The following is a 17040-nucleotide window of genomic DNA, read 5'->3' as shown; positions in this document are numbered from 1 at the left end:
GGCGGGGCGGGGTTCAGACCGTCGTCCGCTCGTGGGCGGTGCGGAGCCGGTGGATGCCCTCGGCCACGGCGGCGGGGCTCTCGGCGGCGGCGTAGCTGAGACGCAGGTGCGGGGCCGGGGGTTCGGCCGCGTGGTACGGGCGGCCGGGGGTGACCTGGACGCCGGCGCGCAGGGCGGCGGCGGCGAGCGCGGCGTCGTCGGTGCCGTCCGGGAAGCGCAGCCACAGGTGGTAGCCGCCGGGCCGGTGGGCACCGAGCACACCGGGCAGTTCCCGGTGCAGGGCGGCCACGGCGGCGGTGCGGCGGTCGCGCAGTTCGGCGCCGAGGGCCCGCAGGTGGCGGGCCCACCCGGGATCGGAGACCAGCTCCAGGGTGGCCTCCTGGAGCGGCCGGGGGACGAAGAAGCTGTCCACCACCTGGGTGGCCCGCAGCCGGGCGAGCGCCGGGCCGCGGGCGGTGAGGGCGCCGACCCGCAGGTTGGGGGAGGCGGCCTTGGTGAGCGAGCGCAGGTGCACCACCACCCCGTCCCGGTCGTCCGCGGCGAGCGGCCGCGGCAGGGCCGGGGCGTCCGCGTGGACCAGCAGCCGGGCGAAGTCGTCCTCGATCACGAAGGCGCCGGCGGCCCGGGCGATCCGCAGCACCTCCGCCCGCCGGGCGGGCGAGAGCACCGCACCGGTGGGGTTCTGGAACAGCGGCTGGCAGACGAACACCCGGGCCCGGGTGGCCTCGAAGGCGTCGGCCAGCAGCTCGGTGCGCACGCCGTCGGCGTCGATCGGGACGGGCACCGGCCGCAGTCCGGCCGCCCGGACGACCGCGAGGATGCCGGAGTACGTCGGCGACTCGACCAGCACCGGCGCGCCGGGCGCGGCGAGCGCGCGCATGGCGACGGTGAGCCCGCCCTGCCCGCCGGAGGTGATCAGGACGTCCCCGGCGCCGATCGGCCCGGCGTGGCCGCCGATGTCGCGGGCGAACCAGCCGCGCAGCTCGGTCAGGCCGTCGGTGGGCGGGCGGTCCCAGGCGCCGGGACGGCGGCCGGCCCGGGCGAGGGCGGCGGCGAGCAGCCGCTCGGGCAGCAGCGAGGCGTGCGGGTAGCCGCTGTTGAGGTCGATGACGTCCGGCGGCGGCACCCGGAGGGTGGCGAACACCGGGGCGGCCAGCAGGTCACGCGGACCGGCGTCGGCGCTGAGCGCGACCTCCTGCCAGGAGAGGTCGCCGGGGCGGGCGGCCGGGGCGACGGCGGCGCCGTCCGGGGCCGCCGCGAAGGGCGCCGCCCGGAACACCCCGGCGCCGGGCCGGGAGACCACCAGCCCCTCGGCGACCAGCACCGCGATGGCGCGGGAGACCGTCACCGGGCTGACCTGGTGACGCTCCACCAGGGCCCGGCTGGAGGGCAGCTTCCGGCCCTCCGGGTAGCGCTCGAGCTCGCGCCGCAGGCTGTCGGCGAGTTCGGCCACGCTGCTACGCTCGTTCATGAAGGCACAAGATAGCGCTACCCGACCGGTGGCGATAGCGGCCCAGCCCGACGGCGCCGCCTCCGGCACCCTGCTCGCCGCCCTCGGGGTGGCCTCCTTCTCGCTCAGCTTCCCGGCCACCGCGTGGACGCTGACCGGCTTCGGCCCGTGGAGTTCGACCGGGCTGCGCGGCGTGCTCGCCGGGGTGCTGGCCGGGCTCTACCTGCTGGCCTCCGCCGCCCCGCTGCCGAAGCGCCGGCACTGGCCCGGCCTGCTGGTGGTCTCGGCCGGCTGCGTGGTGGGGTTCCCGCTGCTCACCACGCTCGCCCTGGAGACCTCCTCGACCGCCCACTCGGCGGTGGTGATCGGCCTGCTGCCGCTGGCCACGGCGGTGGTCGCGGCGTTGCGCACCGGCCGTCGGCCGTCCCGGGCGTTCTGGGCGGCGGCGCTGGCCGGGGCGGCGGCGGTGCTGGGCTTCACCCTGCTGCAGAGCCACGGCCGGCCGACCACCGGGGACCTCTTCCTGTTCGCCGGGCTGCTGGTCTGCGCGGCCGGGTACGCGGAGGGCGGGCGGCTGTCCCGGGAGCTGACGGGCGCCCGGGTGATCGCCTGGGGGGTGGTGGCCGCGCTGCCCGTGACGGCGCTGACCGCCGGGTACGGACTGGCCGTCGAGCCGGTGCACCCCGGTCCGAAGGCGCTGATCGGGCTGGCGTACGTCGCGGCGGTCTCGCAGTTCGGCGGGTTCGTGCCCTGGTACCGGGGGATGGCGGCGATCGGCGTGCCGAGGGCCAGTCAGCTGCAGCTCGCCCAGCCGCTGCTGACGCTGCTCTGGTCGGTGCTGCTGCTCGGCGAGGACCTGCCGGTGGCCGCGCCGGTGACGGCGCTGGTGGTGCTGGTCTGCATCGCGGTCACCCAACGGGCCCGGAGCTAGCCTTCCGGCGGCTCCCGCCCCGGGGGCCACCGGGGGCACCGGCGCACCCGGGGCCACGTCGTGCGTCCTCGAACCCTCGCGTTGAGCCGTCCGGGGGAGGGTCGGGCTCGTTAGGATGACCCCGCGCCCCGCGTCGGTCCGGGGTGCGGCATCCGGAGGGAGTGGGCCGTCATGGCAGACGAGAGGCACGCCCCGGCACCCGGGGACGCGCCGGCCCGCCGGCGCGGCCAGGGCGAGTTGGAGGCGCAGGTGCTGGCGGTGCTCCAGCGGGCGCCCGGCCCGGCCAGCGCGGGGTGGGTCCAGGAACGCCTGGAGGGCGATCTGGCGTACACCACGGTGATGACCATCCTGTCCCGGCTGCACGCCAAGAACGCCGTCTCCCGGAGCCGCTCCGGCCGCTCGTACCTGTGGCTGGCCTCCTCCGACGCCGCCGGGCTGGCCGCGCTGCGGATGCGCCGGATGCTCGACGGCGAGGCGGACCGGGACGCCGTGCTCGCCAGCTTCGTCACCGCGCTGCTGCCGCACGACGAGGAACTGCTGCGGGCGCTGCTGGACGCCGCTTCCGCGGATCCGGCAGCGGCGGACCGTGAGAGCTGACCCGTGGGCTTCTTCGTCTTCCTCCCGCTCATCCTGCCGCTGACGGCGGTGCCGATCGCCCGGCTGACCGAGCAGCACCTCCATCCGCGCGGTGCCGCCCGGCTGATGACCGTGATCAGTGCCGTCATGGCGGTGTGCAGCGTGCTCTGCCTCGGGCTGATCGGGGTGGTGGGCACCGCGCAGATCCCCGGCAACCCGCTGCCGGACAGCTGGTCCGACCCGGTGGTGCGGCACGCGCTGCCGTACCACGAGACGGTCGGCACGGCCGCGATGTGGCTGCTGGTGCTGGTCGGCTTCGCCTGCTGCCGGACGGTCGTGCGGCACCTGCGGGTGCGCTCCCGGGCCCGGCGGGCGCTGGCCGGGCTGCCGGCCGGGCCGGCAGCGGCCGGCGACCTCGCGGTGCTGCCGGACCGCAGCCCGTACGCCTACGCGCTGCCCGGGTCGCCCGGGCGGGTGGTGGTCTCCACCGGGATGCTGGCCGGGCTGGCCGAGGACGAGCGCGAGGCGCTGCTGGCGCACGAGCGGGCGCACCTGCGCCACCGGCACCACCGCTACCTGCTGACCACCCAGCTCGCCGCCTGCGTCAACCCCTTCCTGCGGCCGCTGCAGGACGCGGTGGCGTTCAGCGCCGAGCGCTGGGCGGATGAGGAGTCGGCCCAGGCGGTCGGGGACCGGCGGATCACCGCCCGGGCGGTGGCCCGGGCGGCGCTGGTCTCGCACGCCGCACCGGTACCGGGGTTCGCGGCCTTCGCCGCCCCGGCCGCCGCCCAGCCCGGCCCGGTGCCGCGCCGGGTGGCGGCGCTGCTCGGCCCGGTGCCGACCGCCCGCAACTGGCCGCCGGCCAAGACCCCGGCGGGTCTGGCGGCGATGGTCGCGGCGGCCGGCACGGCGGCCTCGGCGCTGTGCGCGCTGAACGCGGCGGTGGCCCTGCTGGTGGTGCTGAAGGCCGTCACGCCCTGGTAGGACCGGGCCCCGGGACCCCCGGCCCCGGGACCCGTGCGGACCTGATCCGTCGGGGCCTGATCCGTGAGGGCCGGATCCGTGGGGCTCAGAGCCGGACGATCATCTTGCCGGTGTTGGCGCCGCGCAGCATGCCCAGGAAGGCGTCCACCACGTGCTCGAAGCCGTCCACGACCGTCTCGTCCGGGACGACGGCGCCGGAGCGCAGGTGCGGGACGAGGAAGTCGTACAGCTCGGCGCGGGCGTCCAGGTGGTCGCGGACCAGGAAGCCCTCCAGCCGCAGGCTCTTGCCGACCACGTCGTAGAGGTTGCGCGGCGCGGCCGGCGGGTCCTGGGGGCGGTCGTACTGGGCGACGGCGCCGCACCAGGCGATCCGGCCGTGCTCGCGCATCGCGCTGATCGCGCCCTCCAGGTGCTCGCCGCCGACGTTGTCGAGGTAGACGTGCAGCCCGTCCGGGGCGGCCTCGCGCAGCCGGTCGGCGATCGGGCCGTCGTGGTGGTCGAAGGCGGCGTCGAAGCCGAGGTGTCCGGTGAGGTGGGCGGCCTTGGCGGCGGAGCCGGTGCTGCCGATGATCCGTCCGGCGCCGAGCAGACGGGCGATCCGGCCGGCCGCGGTGCCGACGCCGCCGGCCGCGGCCGAGACGAACAGGGTCTCGCCGGGCTGGAGCCGGGCGATCCTGGTCAGCGCGACCCAGGCGGACAGTCCGGTGCCGCCGAGCACCGACAGGTGGGCGCTGAGCGGGACGCCGGCGAGGTCGGGCAGCGGCTGGGCGCGGTCGGCGGTGACCACCGAGTGGGTGCGCCAGGCCTGCCGGTGGAAGACCAGGGCGCCGACCGGCAGGGTGTCGGCCCGGGACTCCACCACCCGGCCGAGGGTGCGGCCCTCCAGCGGGGCGTGCAGCGCCCAGCCGCCCTCGTCCATCTCCTCGCGCATGTACGGGTCGACGGACTGGTAGAGGTTCTCGACGAGGGCCTCGCCGGTGGCGAGGGCCGGGACGGACACGTCGACGAAGGCGAAGTTCTCGGCGCTCGCCGCCCCGGTGGGGCGGGAGACCAGGTGGACGGCGCGGGCGGTGGGGCGGGACATCGGCGGTGCTCCGTACGGGCGGGGGTGGTCGGGACGTGCCCACGGTAGGAAGCGGGGGAGCGGCCGGGCAGGGGTCGGCGGCGATGGAACGGAGGGTTCCATGAGCGGCGTCGATGGATGCCGGTAGGTTCGCCGTCATGACCGATCTCGCCCCGCACGAGCTGCGCGTCCTGGTCGCCGTGGACGAGGAGCACAGCTTCACGGCGGCCGCCGCGTGCCTGGACACCACCCAGTCCGCCGTCTCGCACGCCGTGCGCGCCTGCGAACGGAAGCTCGGCGCGGTGCTCTTCGAGCGCGGGCGCCACGGCGCGCGCCCCACCGAGGCCGGCGCGCGGGCGGTCGGGTACGCCCGCCGGATCCTCCGGCTGCTGGCCGTGATGGGCCCCGAGGTGCGGGGCGCGGGCACCGCCGCGGCGGGCCCGGTGGCCGGCCCGCTGCGGATCGCCGCCTTCCGCAGCGCCGCCGCCCACCTGCTGCCGCCCGTGCTGGCCGGGCTCGCCGCCGAGCACCCCGGACTCACTCCGCACGTGCGGATCGTCCGGGAACTCGGCCGGGGCACCGCCGGGGAGGTCGCCGACGGCCGCGCCGACCTCGGGCTGGCCACCCTGGACGCGGGCGGCCCGCCGCCCGTCCCGGGCCTGGTCGCGGTCCGGCTGTACCGGGAGTCGTACGCCCTCGCGCACCCCCGGGACCACCCGGAGCCGCGCGGGCTGCCGCTGGTGGACTGGGCGGAGAACTGCGACTCCTTCACCAAGGACTGGTGGCGGCGGCAGGACTGGCTCCCGCCCGCGACCGTCGAGGTGGAGGACGACACGGTGGCGCTCTCGCTGGTCGCCCAGGGCCTCGGGATGGCGGTGATGCCCCGGACGGCGCTGCTCGGCGCCCCGTCCGGACTGGCCGTCACCGACCTCGGCCCGCGCCCGCCCAGCCGCTTCGTCGGGTACGTCACCACGCCCGAGCTGGCCGGGACGCCCGCCGTCCGGGCGCTGATCCGCGGGCTGCGCGCGCTGCCGCTGCCGGCCGGGCTGACGGCGGCCTAGGAGCCGGTCCGCCGGGCCCTGGGCCGGACTCGCCCAGGGCCCAGGGACGGGACCCTAGGCGCCGACGTCGAGGCTCTCCCGGAGGGTGCGGAACTCGGCGGCCAGCGCGTCCAGGGTGTAGTGGGCGTTGAGGCCGCTCGGGTTGGGCAGGACCCACACCTCGGTGGAGCCGATGCCCTCCGGCTGGCGGCCGATCGCGGCCCGCCGCTGCCCGAAGGCCGTCCGGTAGGCGCCGATGCCGAGCACCGCGAGGACCTCGGGCCGCAGCCGCAGGACGCGCTCGCGCAGGGCCGCGCCGCCCGCGCGCAGTTCCTCGGCGGTGAGTTCGTCCGCCTTGGCGGTGGTGCGCGGGGCGACGTTGGTGATGCCGAGGCCGAGGGCGGGCAGCGCGCCCTGCTCGTCCGGGCGGTACTGGCGGTCGGTGAAGCCGGAGCGGTGCAGGGCGGGCCAGAAGCGGTTGCCGGGGCGGGCGAAGTGGTGCCCGGTGGCGCCGGACCAGAGGCCGGGGTTGATGCCGCAGAACAGCACCCGCAGCCCGGGGCCGGTGATGTCCGGGATGGTGGTGTCCTGGGCGGCCCGGAGCTGTTCGGGCGTGGGCTTCACGGCGGAGGGTGCCGCCTTCACGGAACGGGATTGCACCGGGCCAAGTCTGCCGCGACCGCGATCCGGGCGGTACGGCGGTCGCGCAGCCACCGCAGGCCGAAGACCACCACGGCCGCGTACGTCCAACCGGCGAACACGTCCACGATGAAGTGCTCGGCGCCGTAGACCAGGGTGAACGCCATGGCGAGCGGATAGGCGACCAGCACGGCGCGCAGCCAGGGCCGGGCGGTGGGCCAGAAGAAGAACAGCAGCATCGCCGGGTAGGCGGAGTGCAGCGAGGGCATCGCGGCGACGTCGTTGGCGAACTGGCTGCCGTTCTCCAGCAGGGAGTCGGCCTGCGGCAGGCCGACGGCGGAGATGGTCTCCCAGACCACCCGGTGCAGTTGCGGCATGTTGCCCTCCTGGCCGACCAGCCACGGCGGGTCGGCCGGGTAGAGCAGGTAGGTGGCGAAGCCGGCGAAGGTCAGGGTGAAGTAGCAGGCGAGCAGCTGCCGGAAGCGGTCGTGGGCGCGTCGCCAGAGCACGGCGAGCAGGACGAAGACCACCAGGAAGTGCGAGAGGTAGACGGCCGTCGCCAGGTAGTCGTACCAGTGCGGGGAGCCGGGGGTGTAGAGCGCGTGCTGGATCCGTACCGTCCAGGTCTCGCCGAAGCCGAGGACCTCGTCGGCGCGCAGCTGGGGCAGCCAGTGCGGGGCCCAGGGGGTGTGGGCGCCGTAGCCGCGCAGCAGCGAGTAGGCCCAGACCACGGCCATCACCGGGATCCAGTCGCGCAGCACGAGCAGGAATCCGCGTCGGCCGTGGCCGCTGTGGACGGCGGCGGTGAGCAGGGCACCGATCAGCCAGAGGAAGACCACGTCGTTGGCGAAGGCCATGCCCTGGGTGGCCAGGAACCAGACGAAGGCGGTCAGGTAGGCCGGCCAGGCCAGCAGGCGCAGTCTGGACAGGCCGGTGCGGCGGTTGCGGTCGGTCACGGGACGCAGTCGTCCGGCCCGCACCGTGGACGGTGGGGCCGGGCTGAGCAGCTTCGTCATGCTCACCGAAACTAGCAATGCAAGCTTGAAGGACGCTGGGTGAACTATGACCGGCTCGTAAGAAAATCACACGGTTGGGTCAAATCTTGCCGGGACGAAGGTCCTGAAACCCGCCAGAAGGGGACGATCGGTCAGGCCACTGTACCGAGCTCGTGCGGTGTGTTGTTGAAGCGCCGTCCGCCGTTCGGGGTGACCGTGACGATGTCCTCGATCCGCACCCCGAACCGGCCGGGCAGGTAGACGCCGGGCTCGATCGAGAAGCACATGCCGGGCACCAGCGGACGCTCCTCGCCCTCGACCAGGTACGGCGGCTCGTGGGTGGTGATGCCGATGCCGTGGCCGGTGCGGTGGATGAAGTACTCGCCGTAGCCGCCCTCGGTGATCACCCGTCGGGCGATCCGGTCGATCTCCTGGCAGCTCACCCCCGGGCGGACCGCCTCGAAGGCGGTCTGCTGGGCGAGCCGGACCAGGTCGTGCACCGCCCGCACCTCGGCCGGGACGTCCGGGCCGACGTGCACGGTGCGGGTGGTGTCGGAGCCGTAGCCGTCCCTGAGGCCGCCGAAGTCCAGCACCACGGTGTCGCCGGTGCGGATCACCCGGTCCCCGGCCTCGTGGTGCGGGTCGGCGCCGTTGGGGCCGGAGCCGACCACCGTGAAGTCGACCTGGCTGTGCCCGTACTGGATGAGCAGCGCGCCCAGGTCGGCGGCCACGTCGGTCTCCCGGCGGCCGGCGAACTCGACCTCCAGGATGCCCCGGTAGGCGGCGTCCGCGGCGCCGCCGGCCGCGGCCAGCCGCTCCAACTCCTCGGCGTCCTTGACCGCGCGCAGCATCGGCAGGGTCTCGGTGAGCGAGGTGAAGCCCGCGCCGGGCAGCGCGGACTGGAGGCCGAGCAGGTGCATCGCCCAGGCGTTGTCGGAGACGCCGTACCGCCCGGCCGGGTCGAACAGCGGGCGGGCGGTGGCGTACGGGTCCTCGCCGTCGGACCAGTCCAGCAGGTCGACGGCCGGGGCGCCGACCGCCTTCTCGGCGTCCGGGCGCTCCAGCTTGGGGACGACCAGCGCGGGCCGGCGCCCGGCGGTGAGGACGAGGGCGGTGAGCCGCTCGGTGACCGCGGTGGGCCGGTAGCCGCACAGGTAGCTGAGGTCGGGGCCGGGGGCGATCACCAGGCCGGCCAGTCCGGCGGCGGTCGCCTCGGCGGCGGCCCGGGTCATCCGGGCGGCGTGGTCCTCGGTGCTGAACGGACGGGGCACGGTTCTTCCTCCTCGGGGTCCGGCGGCGGGACTTGCTCCAACTCCAGCACGTTCAGGGCCGGTTGGCGAAGTTCTGGAGGAACAGTGCCTCGACGTGCGCCATCCGGCGGAGCTCCTCCGGATCGACGCTCTCGTTCGGCGCGTGGATCAGGCAGCGCGGCTCCTCGACGCCCATCAGCACGATCTCCGCCTCCGGGAAGGTGGTGGCGAGGACGTTGCACAGCGGGATCGAGCCGCCCTGGCCGAGGAAGGACATCGGCGTGCCGTAGACCTCCCGCATCGCCCGGTCGAGCGCCGCGTACGCGGGGCCGCCGGTGTCGGCCCGGAACGGTGCGCCGGCACCCTCCCGCTCCACCGTGACCCGGACGCCCCACGGCGCGGCCGCCTCCAGGTGGGCGACCAGGGCCTCCTGGGCGGCCCGGGCGTCGGTGCCGGGCGGCACCCGCAGGCTGACCCGGGCCCGGGCGGTGGCCTGGACGGCAGCGGCGGAGCCGACCACGGGCGGGCAGTCGATGCCGAGGACGGTGACCGCGGGGCGGGCCCAGAGCCGGTCGGCGACGGTGCCCGAGCCGGTCAGCCGGACCCCGTCCGGCACCCCGGCGTCGGCCCGGAACTGCGTCTCGTCGTACCCGACGCCGCTCCAACTCCCGGTGCAGTCGATGCCGTTGATCACCGTCCCGCCGTCGGGGCCGCGCAGCGAGTCCAGCATCCGGATCAGCGCGGCGAGGGCGTCCGGGGCGGGGCCGCCGAACATGCCGGAGTGCAGGTCGCCGTCGAGCGCCTCGACGCCGACCACCACGTTGGCCACCCCGCGCAGCGAGGTGGTGGCGGTCGGGACGCCGACGGCGGCGTTGCCGGTGTCGCAGATCAGCAGGGCGTCGGCGTGCAACTCCCCGGCGTGCGGGGGCACGTACTGCTCCAGGCCGCCGGTGCCCTGCTCCTCGGAGCCCTCGACCACCAGCTTGAGGCCCACCGGGACGGACTCGCCGAGCGCCCGCAGCGCGGTGAGGTGCATGACGATGTTGCCCTTGCAGTCCGCGGCGCCGCGCCCGTACCAGCGGCCGTCGCGCTCGGTGAGTTCGAACGGCGGGGAGGTCCAGGCGGAGCCGTCGAGCGGGGGCTGGACGTCGTAGTGGCTGTAGAGCAGCACGGTCGGGGCGCCGGGCGGGGGCGGGTGGTGGCCGACCACGGCGTGGCTGCCGTCCGGGGTCTCCTCCAGGTGGACGTCGCGCAGGCCGGCCTCGGCGAACGCGGCGGCGACCCACTCGGCGGCCTCCCGGCACTTCTCCGGCGGGTACTGCCGGGGGTCGGCGACGGACGGGATGGCCACCAGCTCGGCCAGGTCGGCCCGCGCTCGGGACATCAACGTGTCGATCCGGCGGGCGAGTTCGTCGGTCATCGTCAACTCCTGGTTCCGGTCGCCCATGCGCGGACGGTGTCCCGCAGGTCGAGGTCGTCGATCCGGTCCTGGACCGCGGCGAGCCGGTCCGGGCAGTACACGGAGAGCACGATCACCTCGGCCCGGAGGATCTCCTGGTCGGACGGCACCGGGCGTTGACCCGGCCCGCCCGCGCCGTTGGACATCCCGTACGTCCACTGCGCCTGGTTGAGCGCGTTCGCCGGGTCGGCGCAGACCGCGCCGCCGTCCTCGCCCAGGGTGTGGGTGAGCTGGTCCCGGGTGGGCACCGGGTAGCCGGCCGCGCTCAGCCGGGCGGAGAGCCGCTCCGCCTGCTGGGCGGCCCGGTCGGTGGCGTGCAGCTGGGAGAACGAGAGCAGGCCGGCGACCAGCATCGCGACCAGCAGCACGATCGAGCCGAGGTAGATCCAGCGGTGCCGGGAGGCCATCGGGCTCCTGGTCATGACGCACCCCGGCCGGTCACGGGGCACCTCATGACGCACCCCCGCCGCCCTGCTCCGCCGCCTCCTGGGCGGCCAGCTCGGCGGCCGCCTCGGGGGAGCGCCAACTCGGCTTGCGCAGCCGTAGGAAGAGGAAGGGGATGAGCAGCCCGAGGACCAGCAGGCCGCCGCCGACGATCCCGACGTACGACCAGACGCTGCCGCTGCCGAACTGCGAGGACGGCACGAAGCCGATCCCCATCGCGGCGGCCGAGGCGAGCAGGCCGACCACGCAGACCGGCACCAGGGCGGGCGCCCGGTACCCGCGCGGATGGTCGGGCCGGGTGCGGCGCAGCCGGATCGCGGCGGTGAACATCAGCAGGTAGACGATCAGGTACACCTGGGTGGTGATCACCGAGAAGATCCAGTACGCGCTGGAGACGTTCGGGATCAGCGCGTACAGCAGGGCGATCGCGGTGGTCACCACGCCCTGGGTGACCAGCAGGTTCTGCTGGACGCCCTCCCGGTTGAGCCGCTGCAGGAAGGGCGGCAGGTAGCCCTCCTGGCGGGAGATCATCAGCAGGCCCTTGGACGGCCCGGCCAGCCAGGTCAGCATGCCGCCGAGCGAGGCGGCGATCAGCGCCACCGCGATGACCGGGGTGAGCCAGCCCACGGAGAAGTACTGGAAGAAGGCGTCGAAGGCCTGCATCACCCCGGCCGTCAGGCTCAGTTCGGTGGACGGCACCACCCAGCTGATCGCCAGCGCGGGCAGGATGAAGATCGCCAGCACCAGGCCCGCCGCGGTGAACATCGACCGGGGGAACTCCCGGGGCGGGTCGCGCAGCGAGGAGACGTGCACCGCGTTCATCTCCATCCCGGAGTACGCCAGGAAGTTGTTGACGATCAGCACCAGGCTGGCCAGGCCGGTCCACTGCGGGAGCAGGTGGGCGGTGTTCATCGGGGCGGCCGGGGAGTTGCCCTCGCCGAGGAAGACGCCGCCGAGCACGACCAGCAGGGTGCCGGGGATCAGGGTGCCGATCACCAGACCCATCGAGGACAGCCCGGCCACCGCCTTCGTCCCGCGCGAGGAGACCCAGACGCCGGTCCAGTAGAGCACTATGATCACGACCGCGGTGTACGGGCCGTTGCTGGCCAGTCGGGGGTTCACCACGTACGCGATGGTCGAGGCCACGTACGCCAGCAGCGACGGGTAGTAGAAGATCGTCATCGCGAACTGGCACCAGACGGCCAGGAAGCCGAGCGGCTTCGACAGGCCCTCCGAGACCCAGCGGTAGACCCCGCCGTCCCAGCCGGAGGCCAGTTCGGCGGAGACCAGCGCGGTCGGCAGCAGGAACACCACCGCCGGGACGAGGTAGAGGAAGACGCAGGCCAGGCCGTAGACCGCCATGGTCGGGGCGGAGCGCAGGCTGGCCACCGAGCTGGTGGTCATCAGCGCGAGCGTGATCCAGGACATCCGCGGGGCGCCGGCCATCCGGCTGGCCACCGAGCCGGTGCGCTCCCGGGTGGCGGGGCCGGTGTCGCCGCCGGGGCCGGGTGGGGGCGCGTCGGTGGAACTCATCGGTCCTCCTCCGGTACGGCCCCGGTGTGCCCCCGGTCGGCTGCGCGGGGGTCGTCGGGAGGGCCCCGGGGGCGGGCCGTACCCGGTCAGTTCACCCGGTTGCCGAGGCCCCCGCATGCGGCGTGCGGCCGTGCGGGTGACCGGTGTTCAGCCCTGCGGGGACATCGGCGCGGCGGCGGGCCAGACCGCGCGGCGCAGGGTGCGGCTCGCGGTGGCGGGCAGCAGGGCGGCGGCGAGCGCACCGGCGATCGTGGCCAGAGCGGCGGCGGGGGAGAGGTGGTCCAGCAGCAGGCCGGCGGCGAAGGCCCCGGCGGGCATCCCGGCGGTCAGCAGCGTCACGGTCGCGGCGATCACCCGGCCGCGCAGCTCGTCCGGCACCTGACGGAAGACCAGCAGGTCCAGCATCACCCGCAGGGACGGGACACCCGCGCCGACCACGAACAGCGCGACGAAGACGGTGACCGCCCCGCCGGGCAGCAGTGGCGCCAGCGGCACCGGCACGGCGGTCCAGGCGACGACCAGCAGCAGCACGCCGGGGCCGGCCAGCCGGTGCAGCCGGGAGACCAGGGTCGCCCCGGCCAGCGCCCCGACCGCCTCGCCGGCCAGCACCAGGCCGATGCCGCCGCTGCTGGTGCCGTGGTCGCGCAGCAGCACCATGACGGGCAGCAGCAGGGCCGCCCCGGTCAGGTTGATCACCAGCAGCACGGCCAGCGCGGGGCGCAGCAGCGGGGAGGAGGCGAGGACGCGGAAGCCGGCCAGCGCGCCGCCCCGCTCGCGCTGCTGCGGTGCGGCCGGGCTGGGGAAGCGCACCACGAGGGCGGACACCAGCGCGACCAGCGAGGCGAACGCGGCGCCGAGGAAGGGCACCGAGCGGCCGAGCCCGAACAGGAACCCGGCCAGCGGCGGGCCGGCCAGCGCGGCACCGCTCATCCGGGCCTCGTCCTGGGCGAGCGCCTGCGGCAGCTGCTCCGGGGCGACCACCGAACGCAGCGCCAGCAGCCGGATCGGGCCGGTGTAGGCGGAGGTCGCGCCGATCACGGCGGCGACCACCAGCAGGTGGACCAGGGACGGCGGGCCGAAGGCCAGGGCGGCGGGGACGCTGGCGATGGCCAGCAGCCGGGTCGAGTCGGCGGCCAGCAGCACCCGGCGGCGGTCCCGCCGGTCGGCGATCGAGCCGCCGTGGACGCCGAGCAGCAGGGCGGTCGCCATCTCCACCGCGCCGAAGGCCCCGGCGGCGGTGGAGGAGCCGGTGAGGGCGAGGACCAGCAGGGGGAAGGCGGTGTCGCCGATCCGCATGCCGAGGGTGGCGCAGGACTGGCCGATCCACAGGGACTGGAACCGCAGGTTGCGCCGCAGGGGGACGAGGGGCGGTGGGGTGTCCTCCGGTCCGGGGGCCGGCCGGGCCGGGTCCGTCGTCCGTTCGGCCGTCGTCGTCGTGGTGTGCTCCGTCATGTCCCGCCCCCAGTGTTCTCGCTCTTCGGCATCGTTCACGTTGTCATGAATGATGGCGTTCAAGTGAGTGCTTGCGCAAGAGTGAGTGCTCTCGTGATCGTGAGTGATTGCGCGGGAGTGAGCGCTCACCGAGGGGTGATTGCGCCCGCGGTGACCGATCTGCGAGGGTGGGCCCGTGGCCGAGCACGAACGGGACCCCGCCGACGGGGACGAGCAGCCCACCACCTGGGTCAAGGAGCGCCAGGTGGGGGACGTCGCGGTGCTCAAGGCACTGGCCGACCCGCTGCGCCTCGCCATCCTCGGCGCCCTGAAGACCTCCGAGGACCGCGCGCTGACCGCCAAGGAACTCGCCGCCGAGCTCGACGAGCCGCAGACCAAGCTCTACCGGCACATCAAGCAGCTGGAGAAGGCCGGGCTGATCCTGGTCGCCGGCACCCGGCTGGTCTCCGGCATCGTGGAGAGCCGCTACCGGGTCGCCCAGGACTCGATCCGGCTCGCCCCGGAGATGTTCACCGCCGACTCCCCGGCCCGGTCCGAGGCGTACGACGCCATGCTGGCCGCGATGGACCGGGTCCGCGGCGACTTCCGCGGCCACGCGGCGGACGGTCGGCTGGACTTCGGCTCCTCCCCGGACGGCGCGGACACCCCGTCGGGTCTCTTCGCCAACTTCGCGCTGCGGCTCGAACCGGCGCGGCTGGCCCGTCTGCAGTCCCAACTGAAGGAACTCCTGGACGAACTGACCGCGGAAGGTCCGAGTACGGCCGACGACGCGGTGGACGTGACCCTCTTCACCCTGCTCTACGGTCTCCGCGCGGGCACGGAACGATAAATTCCGGGCCGCCTGTCGGTGCGGTGGGACAGCATGACCGGCATGTCGTATGAACTCCAGGCGCTGATAGGCACGGTGGAGCTGCTGACGGTGGCGGCGGCGGAAGTCTCGGTGGCCCGGGTGGTGCCGTTGGCGCAGGGGCTGGCACTGATCCCGGTCACCCCCGCCGTGCTGTCCGCCCTCCAGGGCGACGCCGCCGTGCCCAGGCCCGGCGCCGGGGCGGGGTTCGGCTGGCACCCGGAGGGCTTCGAACTCCGGCTCGCCGCCTGGTCCAAGGCCGGTCCGATCGGTTGCGTCGAGGCCGAGTACTTCGGCGGCAGCGGCACCCAGCGCGCCGCCGTCTGGTCGGACGGCCGGATCGTCCTGGGCCCGCTCAGCAGCGGCGAGTTCGAGCCGCTACCGGCCGAGGGCACCCCGATCTCCCGGGCCCTGCGGTGGCTCGGCGGGTCCGTCGCGCCGGGGCGGACGGACGAGTTCGACGCGGTCGGGCTGGACGCGCACCGCAGCACCGCCGACTGGGCGGCGGGCTGAACCGCCGCCTCCGCAACGCCCGCTTCCGGCTCCGTCGGCTCCGTCGGCCCCGTCACAGTGCGACGCGCCGCCGTTCGGCGTACCTGCGGTGGCCGGCTCCGGACGGCGACCGCACGGTGTGAGTCAGGCGATCTCGCCTGACTCGCACTGAGAGGAAGCAGTACCCATGCGTGCCACCCGGATGGCCGCCACGCTGACCGCAGCCCTCGCGCTGACCATGGTCGCCACGGCGTCCGCCACCGCTGCCGGCAACGGAAGCGCGGCCCCCCGAACCACCGTCCCGGCCACCGCCACCGATGCCGTCCCGGTCACCCCGGTCACGGTCCCGGCGCTGCCGACCGTCCTCCCGGCCGACGACCCGGCGCTGCCGACCGTCCCCGGCGCCCCTGCCGTCCCGGCGCTGCCGGCTGTTCCCGGGACCCCTGCGGTCCCGGCGCTGCCGACCGTTCCCGGTACGCCGGCCGTCCCGGCGCTGCCCACCGTCCCCGGTACGCCGGCCGTCCCGGCGCTGCCCACCCTCCCGACCGCGCCGGATCCGAGCGCGGCGCTCGGGGCGGTCGGCGACGTCGTCAAGCTGGTCACCGGCCTGCTCTCCTCGGTGACCTCCGCCGTCCCCGACCTCAGCGGCACCGTCCAGCAACTGGTCGCCTCCCTCCAGAGCGTGCTGCAGAGCCTGCTCGGCCAGCTCCCGACCGTGCCGACGGTGCCCACCGTCCCGGGTGCCGCCCCGGTCGCGCCCAAGCTCCCCGGCTCCGCACCCGAGGGCCTCCAGGAGCAGCTCGACGCCCTGCGCGCCCAGGCCCAGGCCCTGACCTCCGCCGCCCACTCCCACCCCGCCGTCGACTGACCCGCTGACCCACCGGTCGCCCCGGTCGCCCCGACGCGAACGGCCCCGCCCCCGAACCCGGGAGCGGGGCCGTGCCGTCCTGTTCCCCGATGAAGGGGAGCGGCGGTCGACTAGCGGTAGTTCACGTACTGGATCGCGAAGTCCAGGTCCTTGCCCTTGAGCAGCGCCTGCACGGCCTGGAGGTCGTCGCGGCTCTTGGAGCTGACGCGCAGCTCGTCGCCCTGGACCTGGGCCTTGACGCCCTTCGGACCCTCGTCACGGATGATCTTCGCGACCTTCTTGGCATCCTCCGTGGTGATGCCCTCCTTGATGTTCGCGAAGATCTTGTACTCCTTGCCGGACAGCTGCGGCTCGGCGGCGTCCAGCGCCTTCAGCGAGAGGCCGCGCTTGACGAACTTCGTCTGCAGCACGTCCAGGATGGCGCGCACGCGCTCCTCGCCGTTGGCCTTCATCTCGATCTTCTCGCCGGAGCGGCTGATCTCGCCGCCCACGCCCTTGAAGTCGAAGCGGGTGGCGATCTCGCGGGAGGTCTGGTTGATCGCATTGTCGACCTCCTGCCACTCGACCTTCGAGACGATGTCGAAACTGGAGTCGGCCATGGGTGTTGGTCTCCTTGATGCTCTGGCTTCACTGACACGGCCCGCCCCAGCAGGGCGCCCGCAGCCCAAGCCTATCCAGCGTCACCCCGGCCCCGCCCGTGACCGCCGCGCGGCGGTTCTTGATCGTCGCGTGATCTATCGGGTGGCGGACCACCCCGTCGGATCGGGTATGGTTTACCAAGTCGAACGGGGCGCGAGCCCCGGGAAACGAAAATCCTGGCTGGTTGCCCGAGCGGCCAAAGGGAGCAGACTGTAAATCTGTCGCGCAAGCTACGCAGGTTCGAACCCTGCACCAGCCACAGGATAGAGAACAGCCCCCGATCTGCGGAAACGCGGATCGGGGGCTGTTTTGTCGTGTTCGGGCGGCTGTTCCGTGCGTGCGGGTGGGGTGCGGGGTCGGTCGGCGGGGGTGGCAGCT

At 74.7% G+C, this 17040-nt stretch carries 17 protein-coding genes and 1 tRNA gene; 8 read left to right on the top strand and 10 right to left on the bottom strand.

The annotated features are described in order from the left end of the window. Positions 1–13: 13 nt before the first annotated feature. Positions 14–1471, bottom strand: a complete 1458-nt coding sequence (locus AB0O91_RS03895) for a PLP-dependent aminotransferase family protein (RefSeq protein ID WP_363427530.1) — start codon at positions 1469–1471, stop codon at positions 14–16. On the opposite strand from AB0O91_RS03895, the gene AB0O91_RS03890 reads away from it, so the two are divergent. The 3 genes from AB0O91_RS03890 to AB0O91_RS03880 all read left to right on the top strand — a co-directional run bounded on the left by AB0O91_RS03890 (position 1470) and on the right by AB0O91_RS03880 (position 3941). Then, entirely contained in the window at positions 1470–2381 is a 912-nt protein-coding gene (locus AB0O91_RS03890) for a DMT family transporter (protein WP_363427528.1), read from the top strand. The genes AB0O91_RS03895 and AB0O91_RS03890 overlap by 2 nt on opposite strands. A 171-nt stretch (positions 2382–2552) precedes the next feature. Next, positions 2553–2978, top strand: a complete 426-nt coding sequence (locus tag AB0O91_RS03885) for a BlaI/MecI/CopY family transcriptional regulator (protein ID WP_363427526.1) — start codon at positions 2553–2555, stop codon at positions 2976–2978. Between the two features lie 3 nt (positions 2979–2981). After that, on the top strand, positions 2982–3941 hold the full coding sequence (locus AB0O91_RS03880) for a M48 family metalloprotease (RefSeq protein ID WP_363427524.1): 960 nt from the start codon (positions 2982–2984) through the stop codon (positions 3939–3941). An 85-nt stretch (positions 3942–4026) separates the two neighbouring features. Here the strand turns inward: AB0O91_RS03880 and AB0O91_RS03875 are convergent, their stop codons facing one another. Continuing rightward, positions 4027–5025 carry an NADP-dependent oxidoreductase gene (locus AB0O91_RS03875; protein ID WP_363427522.1) on the bottom strand — a complete coding sequence of 333 codons (999 nt, stop codon included), beginning with the start codon at positions 5023–5025 and terminating at the stop codon, positions 4027–4029. A 137-nt stretch (positions 5026–5162) separates the two neighbouring features. On the opposite strand from AB0O91_RS03875, the gene AB0O91_RS03870 reads away from it, so the two are divergent. Beyond that, positions 5163–6065 carry a LysR family transcriptional regulator gene (locus tag AB0O91_RS03870; protein ID WP_363427520.1) on the top strand — a complete coding sequence of 301 codons (903 nt, stop codon included), beginning with the start codon at positions 5163–5165 and terminating at the stop codon, positions 6063–6065. A 54-nt stretch (positions 6066–6119) separates the two neighbouring features. On the opposite strand, the gene mug is transcribed toward AB0O91_RS03870, so the two are convergent. The 7 genes from mug to AB0O91_RS03835 form a co-directional block, all read right to left on the bottom strand. Beyond that, positions 6120–6704 carry a G/U mismatch-specific DNA glycosylase gene (mug, locus tag AB0O91_RS03865; protein WP_363427518.1) on the bottom strand — a complete coding sequence of 195 codons (585 nt, stop codon included), beginning with the start codon at positions 6702–6704 and terminating at the stop codon, positions 6120–6122. Then, positions 6686–7699 (bottom strand): phosphatase PAP2 family protein, encoded by a 1014-nt coding sequence (locus AB0O91_RS03860; protein ID WP_363427516.1) that lies wholly within the window; start codon positions 7697–7699, stop codon positions 6686–6688. The genes mug and AB0O91_RS03860 overlap by 19 nt, the downstream gene beginning before the upstream one ends. Before the next feature lie 131 nt (positions 7700–7830). Further along, a complete protein-coding gene (locus tag AB0O91_RS03855; protein ID WP_363427753.1) occupies positions 7831–8910 on the bottom strand; it encodes an aminopeptidase P family protein in 1080 nt (359 codons plus the stop codon). A 91-nt stretch (positions 8911–9001) separates the two neighbouring features. After that, positions 9002–10375 (bottom strand): dipeptidase, encoded by a 1374-nt coding sequence (locus tag AB0O91_RS03850; RefSeq protein ID WP_363427514.1) that lies wholly within the window; start codon positions 10373–10375, stop codon positions 9002–9004. Further along, positions 10351–10809: a hypothetical protein gene (locus AB0O91_RS03845; RefSeq protein WP_363427512.1), complete on the bottom strand. Its 459-nt coding sequence runs from the start codon at positions 10807–10809 to the stop codon at positions 10351–10353. The genes AB0O91_RS03850 and AB0O91_RS03845 overlap by 25 nt, the downstream gene beginning before the upstream one ends. Positions 10810–10837: 28 nt before the next feature. Beyond that, complete coding sequence (locus AB0O91_RS03840; protein ID WP_363427751.1) at positions 10838–12277, bottom strand: APC family permease; 1440 nt, start codon at positions 12275–12277, stop codon at positions 10838–10840. 234 nt (positions 12278–12511) lie between these two features. Beyond that, positions 12512–13816, bottom strand: a complete 1305-nt coding sequence (locus tag AB0O91_RS03835; protein WP_363427510.1) for an MFS transporter — start codon at positions 13814–13816, stop codon at positions 12512–12514. Between the two features lie 175 nt (positions 13817–13991). On the opposite strand from AB0O91_RS03835, the gene AB0O91_RS03830 reads away from it, so the two are divergent. The 3 genes from AB0O91_RS03830 to AB0O91_RS03820 all read left to right on the top strand — a co-directional run bounded on the left by AB0O91_RS03830 (position 13992) and on the right by AB0O91_RS03820 (position 16023). Further along, complete coding sequence (locus tag AB0O91_RS03830) at positions 13992–14645, top strand: helix-turn-helix domain-containing protein (RefSeq protein WP_363427508.1); 654 nt, start codon at positions 13992–13994, stop codon at positions 14643–14645. A gap of 42 nt (positions 14646–14687) precedes the next feature. After that, complete coding sequence (locus AB0O91_RS03825) at positions 14688–15176, top strand: hypothetical protein (protein WP_363427506.1); 489 nt, start codon at positions 14688–14690, stop codon at positions 15174–15176. A gap of 166 nt (positions 15177–15342) precedes the next feature. Beyond that, positions 15343–16023 (top strand): hypothetical protein, encoded by a 681-nt coding sequence (locus AB0O91_RS03820; RefSeq protein ID WP_363427504.1) that lies wholly within the window; start codon positions 15343–15345, stop codon positions 16021–16023. Positions 16024–16133: 110 nt separating this feature from the next. Here AB0O91_RS03820 and AB0O91_RS03815 read toward each other — a convergent pair whose 3' ends face one another. Further along, positions 16134–16622 (bottom strand): YajQ family cyclic di-GMP-binding protein, encoded by a 489-nt coding sequence (locus AB0O91_RS03815; protein ID WP_360253100.1) that lies wholly within the window; start codon positions 16620–16622, stop codon positions 16134–16136. A gap of 218 nt (positions 16623–16840) precedes the next feature. Here AB0O91_RS03815 and AB0O91_RS03810 point away from each other — a divergent pair. Next, a tRNA-Tyr gene (locus AB0O91_RS03810) sits at positions 16841–16921 on the top strand. The last annotated feature ends 119 nt before the right edge of the window (positions 16922–17040 follow it).

Origin of the sequence: Kitasatospora sp. NPDC089797, assembly GCF_040684795.1 — a bacterium.
Classification (GTDB): Bacteria; Actinomycetota; Actinomycetes; order Streptomycetales; family Streptomycetaceae; genus Kitasatospora.
This window is presented reverse-complemented; position numbering and strand designations above follow the sequence as displayed.

Bases quoted from the DNA above. Each gene is read 5' to 3' on its own strand.
- AB0O91_RS03890 (WP_363427528.1), top strand. From the start codon at position 1,470: ATGAAGGCACAAGATAGCGCTACCCGACCGGTGGCGATAGCGGCCCAG.
- AB0O91_RS03895 (WP_363427530.1), bottom strand. From the start codon at position 1,471: ATGAACGAGCGTAGCAGCGTGGCCGAACTCGCCGACAGCCTGCGGCGC.
- AB0O91_RS03885 (WP_363427526.1), top strand. From the start codon at position 2,553: ATGGCAGACGAGAGGCACGCCCCGGCACCCGGGGACGCGCCGGCCCGC.
- AB0O91_RS03875 (WP_363427522.1), bottom strand. From the start codon at position 5,025: ATGTCCCGCCCCACCGCCCGCGCCGTCCACCTGGTCTCCCGCCCCACC.
- AB0O91_RS03870 (WP_363427520.1), top strand. From the start codon at position 5,163: ATGACCGATCTCGCCCCGCACGAGCTGCGCGTCCTGGTCGCCGTGGAC.
- AB0O91_RS03860 (WP_363427516.1), bottom strand. From the start codon at position 7,699: ATGACGAAGCTGCTCAGCCCGGCCCCACCGTCCACGGTGCGGGCCGGA.
- AB0O91_RS03855 (WP_363427753.1), bottom strand. From the start codon at position 8,910: ATGACCCGGGCCGCCGCCGAGGCGACCGCCGCCGGACTGGCCGGCCTG.
- AB0O91_RS03850 (WP_363427514.1), bottom strand. From the start codon at position 10,375: ATGGGCGACCGGAACCAGGAGTTGACGATGACCGACGAACTCGCCCGC.
- AB0O91_RS03845 (WP_363427512.1), bottom strand. From the start codon at position 10,809: ATGACCAGGAGCCCGATGGCCTCCCGGCACCGCTGGATCTACCTCGGC.
- AB0O91_RS03840 (WP_363427751.1), bottom strand. From the start codon at position 12,277: ATGGCCGGCGCCCCGCGGATGTCCTGGATCACGCTCGCGCTGATGACC.
- AB0O91_RS03835 (WP_363427510.1), bottom strand. From the start codon at position 13,816: ATGACGGAGCACACCACGACGACGACGGCCGAACGGACGACGGACCCG.
- AB0O91_RS03825 (WP_363427506.1), top strand. From the start codon at position 14,688: ATGTCGTATGAACTCCAGGCGCTGATAGGCACGGTGGAGCTGCTGACG.
- AB0O91_RS03820 (WP_363427504.1), top strand. From the start codon at position 15,343: ATGCGTGCCACCCGGATGGCCGCCACGCTGACCGCAGCCCTCGCGCTG.
- AB0O91_RS03815 (WP_360253100.1), bottom strand. From the start codon at position 16,622: ATGGCCGACTCCAGTTTCGACATCGTCTCGAAGGTCGAGTGGCAGGAG.